The sequence below is a fragment of the uncultured Mycobacterium sp. genome, from assembly GCF_964249325.1.
GTDB lineage: Bacteria > Actinomycetota > Actinomycetes > Mycobacteriales > Mycobacteriaceae > Mycobacterium.
In genome coordinates, this window is sequence record NZ_CAXUCH010000168.1 from 3,824 (window position 1) to 9,648 (window position 5,825).

The following is a 5,825-nucleotide window of genomic DNA, read 5'->3' on the forward strand; positions in this document are numbered from 1 at the left end:
CCGGCCGCCTCCGCCACCCCGGCCACCCCGCCGCGGGCGGGGCTGCTGGACAAAGACGGCCGATTCATCTTCCTGCTGACCGCTCAAGGGCTTCAACTGTCGGCCGCGCGCGACACGACGATCAACGATGCGCATCGCATTTGTTCCCGCCTGGAACGCGGCGAAACAGAGCAGGAGATTGTTCAAGACATCGTCGCGGGGACGCCGGGCATGTCAGCGGATACCGCGGTCACTTTCGCCGACACCGCCATCAGTGTGTACTGCCCGCAGGGGTTGACGTAGGAGCACGGGCGTTTCCTTGGCGCCGAGCCTGCGCTCACCGCATCGATTCTGCGTTCACTGCGGAGAAAGTTGGGGCAACCGCGCCATACGTGCAGACTCGATGACATAGACGCACACTCGATGACATAGACGCACACTCGATGACCGCGGCTGTCGCGGCGGGCGACTATTGGCGGTAGCTGGCCAGGAAGTTACCCAGCCGCTCGATCGCGCTGGCCAGATCACGCGACCACGGCAGCGTGACGATGCGCAGGTGATCTGGTGCGGGCCAATTGAATCCAGTGCCCTGGGTGACGAGGATCTTCTCTTGTAGCAGTAGATCCAAGACAAGCTGCTCGTCGTCCTCGATCTCGTACACCTCCGGGTCGAGCCGGGGAAACGTGTACAGCGCACCGGCCGGTTTGACGCACGACACACCGGGGATGTCGTTGAGTTTGGACCATGCGACGTCGCGCTGCTCGCGCAGCCGGCCGCCCGGCAGCACCAGATCCTCGATGCTCTGGTGACCGCCGAGGGCCACTTGAATCGCATGCTGGGCAGGTACATTCGGGCACAGCCGCATGTTCGCCAGCAGGCTGATGCCTTCGATGAAGCTGCTGGCGTGGTCTTTTGGACCGGTGATCACCAGCCAGCCGGCCCGGTATCCGGCTACTCGGTAAGCCTTTGACAAGCCGTTGAACGTCAGGCACAACAGGTCGGGCGCCACCGAGGCCATGCTTATGTGCTTGGCGTCGTCGTAGAGGATCTTGTCGTAGATCTCGTCAGCGAGCAGCAGCAGCTGGTGCTTGCGCGCCAAATCCGCCATCTGAGTGAGGATTTCGCGGCTGTAGACGGCGCCGGTGGGGTTGTTCGGGTTGATGACGACCAGCGCTTTGGTGCGTTCGGTGATCTTCGATTCCAGGTCCGCGATGTCGGGCTGCCAGCCCTGGGTTTCGTCGCACAGGTAATGCACTGGTGTCCCGCCGGCCAATGACGTCGACGCCGTCCACAGTGGGTAGTCCGGTGTGGGGATCAGCACCTGATCGCCGTTGTCCAGCAAGGCCTGCAGCGTCATGGTGATCAATTCGGAGACGCCGTTGCCCAGGTAGACGTCGTCGACATCCAATTGCGGGAAGCCGTCGACGAGTTCGTACCGGGTGACCACGGCGCGCCGCGCCGGCAGGATGCCTTTGGAGTCCGAGTAGCCCTGCGCGTACGGCAGCGCCTGGATGATGTCGCGCATGATCACGTCGGGCGCCTCGAACCCGAACGGCGCGGGGTTGCCGATGTTGAGCTTAAGGATGCGGTGCCCTTCGGCTTCCAGCCGCGCGGCGTGAGCGTGCACAGGGCCGCGGATCTCGTAGAGGACGTCTTGCAGTTTGGATGACTGCGCGAACGTCCGCTGCCGATGGTGGTGGGCGCTGGTATGCCAGGGCAGCTGGTGCGTCGTCACGTCAACCATAGTGCCACCCTTGTCCAATGAAATTTGCTGATGTCAGCGTTTGCCCGGCGGACGGGCGCCGCGGGCAATGCCCAAACCTTTCACGGGTGGCGTCTGCGTTTCTCGGTCACCGTCGGAGTCGGAGGCAGCGGCTTCGGATGTCGTTTGCTCTGGGGCAGCAGGTTGCGTAGCGGTCTTCTTGGCGCCGGGCCGTTTAGCGCCGGCAGCGATTCCCAGGCCCTTGACCGGCGTAGCAGGCGGCTTTGCTTCTGCTGCTTCGGTTTTCGCTTCGGGTTCCACGGTCGCGGCGGATTCCGTTGGCACGGCGGCTTTCTTGGCGCCTGGTCGTTTGGCACCGGCGGCAAGGCCCAGTCCCTTGGCGGGCGCGGCGGGCGGCTTGGCCTCCTCGGTGGTGGTTGGCTGCGCGGCAGCCGCCGCTTTCTTGGCGCCCGGGCGCTTGGCGCCTCCGGCGATACCCAGGCCTTTAGCGGCAGGCGGCGGCCCCGCTTTGGCGAGCTTCTCCTGGGCGGGCTTCTCCTGTGTGGGCGTGGCGGCCTGAGCCGGTGGCGGTGTGGTTCCCTTAGCCGGCGCGGCCGGCGCCGCCGCGGCCTTGGGGGCGCCCTCGGCGGCCTGCTTGGCGGCCGTGCCCTTGGCGGGCAGCGTCACCGCGCTGCGGTCGATGGAATCCAGCAACAGGTTGGCGACGTCGCGCACGTCAACATTCTCGCGGCCGGCAGCTTCGGCTCGGTCGTTGACACCGTCGCTGACCATCACCCGGCAGAACGGGCAGGCCGTGGCGACCGTGGTGGCGCCCGTGGCCAGTGCCTCGTCGACGCGTTCGTGGTTGATCCGTTTTCCGATGTGCTCTTCCATCCACATGCGCGCCCCGCCGGCGCCGCAGCAGAAGCTGCGCTCGGCGTGCCGCGGCATCTCGGTCAGCGTCGCGCCGGAGGCCCCGATCAGCTCACGCGGGGCTTCGTAGACCTTGTTGTGCCGGCCCAGGTAGCACGGGTCGTGGTAGGTGATCGAGGGGCCGCTCCCGTCGCCGTCGACGGGCTTGACCGGGACCAGCTTCTTGTCGCGCACCAGCCGGTTGAGCAGCTGGGTGTGGTGCAACACCGTGTAGTTGGCGCCCAGCTGCTTGTATTCGCGGCCCAAAGTGTTGAAGCAGTGCGGGCACGTGACGACGATCTTGCGGTCGACCGTCTCCACACCCTCGAACACTCCGTCGAGCGTCTCGACGGCCTGCTGTGCGAGCTGCTGGAACAAAAACTCATTTCCGGACCGGCGCGCGGAGTCACCGTTACAGGTTTCCCCGGTGCCCAGCACCATGAACTTCACCCCGGCGATGGCCAGCAGTTCGGCGACGGCCTTCGTGGTCTTCTTGGCCTTGTCGTCGTAGGCTCCCGCGCAGCCCACCCAGAACAGGTATTCATAGCCGTCGAAGGTGTCGACGTCTTGGCCGTAGACCGCGACGTCGAAGTCGACTTCGTCGATCCAGTTGGTGCGGTCGGAGGCGTTTTGGCCCCACGGGTTGGCCTTGGTCTCCAAGTTCTTGAACAGCACCGAAAGCTCGGAGGGGAACTCCGATTCCATCATCACCTGGTAGCGGCGCATATCAACAATGTGGTCGACGTGCTCGATGTCGACCGGGCACTGCTCGACGCAGGCGCCGCAGGTGACACACGACCACAGCACGTCGGGGTCGATCACCCCGCCTTGTTCGGCGGTGCCGACCAGCGGGCGGTTGACCTGCTCTGGACCCGAGCCGGGCACCCGGCCGAACCCCGATTCGGGAACATGGTGGCCTTCGCCGCGACCAGACTCGATGTAGCCGCCCTCGGCGTCGGCCTCCTTCTCACCAAGTATGTAGGGCGCCTTAGCCATCCAGTGGTCGCGCAGATCCATGATGACGAGCTTGGGGGAGAGCGGCTTGCCGGTGTTCCACGCCGGGCACTGCGATTGGCAGCGGCCGCACTCGGTACAGGTGGCGAAGTCCAGCATCGCCTTCCAGCTGAAGTCCTCGATCTTGCCGCGGCCGAATGTGGCGTCGTCTGGCGGGTTTTCGAAGTCGATCGGTTTGCCGTCGGCCTCGATGGCCAGCAGCGGGCCGAGCCCGTCGGGCAGCCGCTTGAAGATGACGTTGATCGGCGCCAGGAAGATGTGCAGGTGCTTGGAGTGGAGCACGATGATCAAAAACGCCAGCATGACGCCGATGTGCAACAGCAAGGCCACCGTTTCCAGGACTTCGTTGCCGGTGTGGCCGAGCGGCTTCAGGATCACGCCGGACAGCTGCGAGAGAAACGCCGCCTTGCCGTACGGCAGCGTGCCGTTGTTGACCGCGGAGCCGCGGACCAGCACATACGTCCAGATGACGTTGAAGATCATGAACAAGATCAGCCAGGCACCGCCGGTGTGCGAGCCGTAGAACCGCGACGTGCGGCCGATCTCACGCGGGCTGCGCACGATGCGGATGATCGCGAACGTGGTGATACCGACGAACACCGCCGTGGCGAAGAAGTCCTGCAGAAAACCCAGCACGTCCCACCGGCCGATGATCGGGATGTGGAAGTTCGGCTGGAACAGCAGTCCGTAGGCCTCGATGTAGACGGTGAGCAGGATAAAGAAGCCCCACATCGTGAAGAAGTGGGCCAGGCCCGGGATTGACCATTTCAGCAGCCGGCGCTGCCCGAATACCTCCGAAACCTCCGTCCATACCCGAGTGCCGAGATTGTCGGTGCGCCCGGTGGCTGGCTGCCCCGACAGCGTGAGCTTCGCCAGCCAGCCGACGCGCCTGGCGGCGAACAACCCCACGATCGCCGTCATGCCTAGGCCCACCACGAGTCTGATCAGCATCTGCGTGTCCACGGAGCGTCTCTCCAATTCGCCGTTACTGAGCGGTAACCAAGCCGATGTTACTAGCTGGTAACTTGACTGCTGCGCCTGCTGAGGTGCTGCTCGGCCTGCTCATAGTGACATCTTCGCGGCATTTGCCGCGACAAAGGCTGCCCTAACCTGACGCCGCTTGGCCGTTGCTCAAGTGCTAGGGCCCGTACGTGGTGGCGGGGCCCGGATAGATCGGTATCGCGGGATTGGTGATCGGCGGCGGGCTTGACGTCACGCCCGGAGACAGGTACGGGTTCGTCGGCCTCGTCGTCGTCGGGGTCGTGACGGGGGGCGGGGAGGTCGTGCTGGCGGGCTGAGTCGTGGTCGTGACGACGGTCGACGGAGGCGGTGTCACGATCGACGTCTCGGTGGTGCCTTCAGTTTCGGTCACCGTAACCACCGGCGGTGGTGCTGGCCGGGTGGTGGATGGTCGGCTCGGCGTCGTGACGTTGCTCGTGCTGTTGGTCGGCTTGGCGTTGGCGGTGCTGATCTTGACCCCGTATCCGGTATTTCCTAATCATGTTGTGCCGCGCAGGTTTCACTTTCCCGCCGACGGTGGCGAGGGCAGGCGGAGCCGTTACGCCAAGCGCACCAAGGCAATTGGGCGCGGCTGTGGTTAGGGGCTGCGCTCTGGGGCGCGGATGCTGGGAGCGTAGTCGTTCCACCAGTGGTGGCGGTGCGTGCTCGTCGGCGCGGGTGCTACGGGCGGCACCGACGTCGCCGTGGAGGGTGCGACGGGCGGCACCGGCACGGCGGACGTCGTGGTCGCGGTGGTCCCGGTGGTCGTCGTGGCTGACGACGTGGTGGTCGACGACGTCGTGCTCTTCGACGGAGTGGTAGTCGACGGTGTGCCCCCGCCACCGCTACCGGACAGCACGAGAAGTCCGTAGACGATGACCGCGATCAAAAGCACGACCATTACGCCCCAAATTGCCAGCACCCAGGGCTTGAGATACCACGCCGAAGATTGGTCGTCCAGATCCGCGGTGTGCCCGCCGAATTGCGAATCGTCATTGGAGCGGCGGCCTGCGTGGTCTGGTGGTTCGCTGCCCCCCACGAAGAGCGATCGTATCGACTACTGCACTCCAACCACCAGCGGCGCGGCTGAGGTCAGAGGCCCGGCGGCAAGTTAATGACATTGGGCAAAGGGGGAAGCGTGATCTGCGACGGCGGGTTGAACGCGCCGGGTGGCGCCGTGCTCGTAGTGGTGGTCGTCGTTCCTGTGTCGGTCGTGGTG

5 protein-coding genes are annotated in these 5,825 nt (G+C 65.1%); 2 read left to right on the forward strand and 3 right to left on the reverse strand.

The window, feature by feature from the left end; translation table 11 throughout:
- The coding region (locus ACFE99_RS18145; protein WP_375487685.1) for a DUF732 domain-containing protein at positions 1-282 on the forward strand (282 nt) is incomplete at its 5' end.
- A 166-nt stretch (positions 283-448) separates the two neighbouring features.
- Here the strand turns inward: ACFE99_RS18145 and ACFE99_RS18150 are convergent.
- Both ACFE99_RS18150 and ACFE99_RS18155 read right to left on the reverse strand, forming a co-directional pair.
- The gene (locus ACFE99_RS18150; protein WP_375487687.1) at positions 449-1,741 is read right to left on the reverse strand and encodes a pyridoxal phosphate-dependent aminotransferase; all 1,293 of its coding nucleotides are present in this window, start codon (positions 1,739-1,741) and stop codon (positions 449-451) included.
- Between the two features lie 15 nt (positions 1,742-1,756).
- Positions 1,757-4,570, reverse strand: coding sequence for a heterodisulfide reductase-related iron-sulfur binding cluster (locus ACFE99_RS18155; protein WP_375487689.1), 2,814 nt, complete (start codon positions 4,568-4,570; stop codon positions 1,757-1,759).
- 344 nt (positions 4,571-4,914) lie between these two features.
- Between ACFE99_RS18155 and ACFE99_RS18160 the strand changes: the two genes are divergently transcribed.
- Positions 4,915-5,208, forward strand: a complete 294-nt coding sequence (locus tag ACFE99_RS18160; protein WP_375487691.1) for a hypothetical protein — start codon at positions 4,915-4,917, stop codon at positions 5,206-5,208.
- Here the strand turns inward: ACFE99_RS18160 and ACFE99_RS18165 are convergent.
- Positions 5,205-5,645, reverse strand: a complete 441-nt coding sequence (locus ACFE99_RS18165) for a hypothetical protein (RefSeq protein WP_375487693.1) — start codon at positions 5,643-5,645, stop codon at positions 5,205-5,207. The genes ACFE99_RS18160 and ACFE99_RS18165 overlap by 4 nt on opposite strands.
- Positions 5,646-5,825 lie beyond the last annotated feature (180 nt).